The sequence below is a fragment of the Microvirga tunisiensis genome (assembly GCF_009296175.1).
GTDB lineage: Bacteria > Pseudomonadota > Alphaproteobacteria > Rhizobiales > Beijerinckiaceae > Microvirga > Microvirga tunisiensis.
In genome coordinates this window covers 1-962 of the sequence record NZ_VOSK01000861.1, presented here as the reverse complement: position 1 = coordinate 962, position 962 = coordinate 1, and the positions used below count along the sequence as shown (strand labels likewise).

Annotated in this window: 1 pseudogene; it reads right to left on the bottom strand. The window is 63.8% G+C overall.

The annotated features are described in order from the left end of the window. Window positions 1-178: 178 nt before the first annotated feature. Window positions 179-962 (bottom strand): annotated as a pseudogene (locus FS320_RS44165) (IS701 family transposase); the annotation flags it as partial.

Sequence of the window (962 nt, the reverse complement as noted above, 5' to 3'; positions counted from 1 at the left end):
CATTACAGTTGCGCCCTCCGCTTGCGATGTGAGGTTTGTGCCATCGCCTGATGCGCGCGTCGCCAAGCAGACCAGGCGATGACAAAGGCAGGCTCGATCCGGCGTTGCTGGAGGCGTGTGGCGACGCGGCGGATTTCCTGGACAGACCAGCGTACCAACGCTGCAGCCTGGCTTCGTCTCGACTTTTTTGGGGTGAGGTGAAGCGGTTGGCGCGCTCGCGCACCACCGCCATCATGGCCAAGGCCAGCATCACCAGCGACACATGCCGATGCCAGCCGTGCCACGAGCGCGTCTCATTGTGCGTCAGCCCCAGCTCCGTCTTGGCGGTCTCGAAGGCATCCTCAATCGCCCAGCGTTGGCCCTCCACCCGCACCAGCGTGTCGATCGGCGTGCCGGCCGGACACCAGGTCGAGAAGAACGCCAGGTCCTCATCACTGAGGCTGCGTCGGATCAGCAGGCCACGCGTCCACAGGCCGGTGAGGTTGTCGTTGTACTCCTCCGCCTCAAGATCAGCGAGTTCGAGATAAGCCCAGTCGTACAGGCGTGCTCCCTTCGTGCCGTCGCCCGCCGACAGGCGCGTCCAAGCCTCGGGCGCAAGAGCCTGCGCAATCTTCTCGGCCGTGCCGGCCACTTCGGGTTTGTCGATCCAGGACGAGAACTGATCGGTGGCATGTGCGCCCAGCACATAGCCCTTGCCAGCCCGGCGCAGTTGCATCTCCACTTTACCGACACCATAGATCGTGTCGGCAGCGACCCAGTCGAACGGCACGTTGGCCGCAATCGCCCGCTCGATCATCTGTGCGGCGATCTCCGGTTTGGTGACGAAGCGGATGCTGTCAGGCACATGGGCGGCGGTGCGTCGCTCGGGCTTGTTCGTCCAGTCCTGCGGCAGATACAACTGACGATCAATGAAGGCGCAGCCCTTGTCCGACACATAGGCCGCAAACACCCCGATCTGGCAG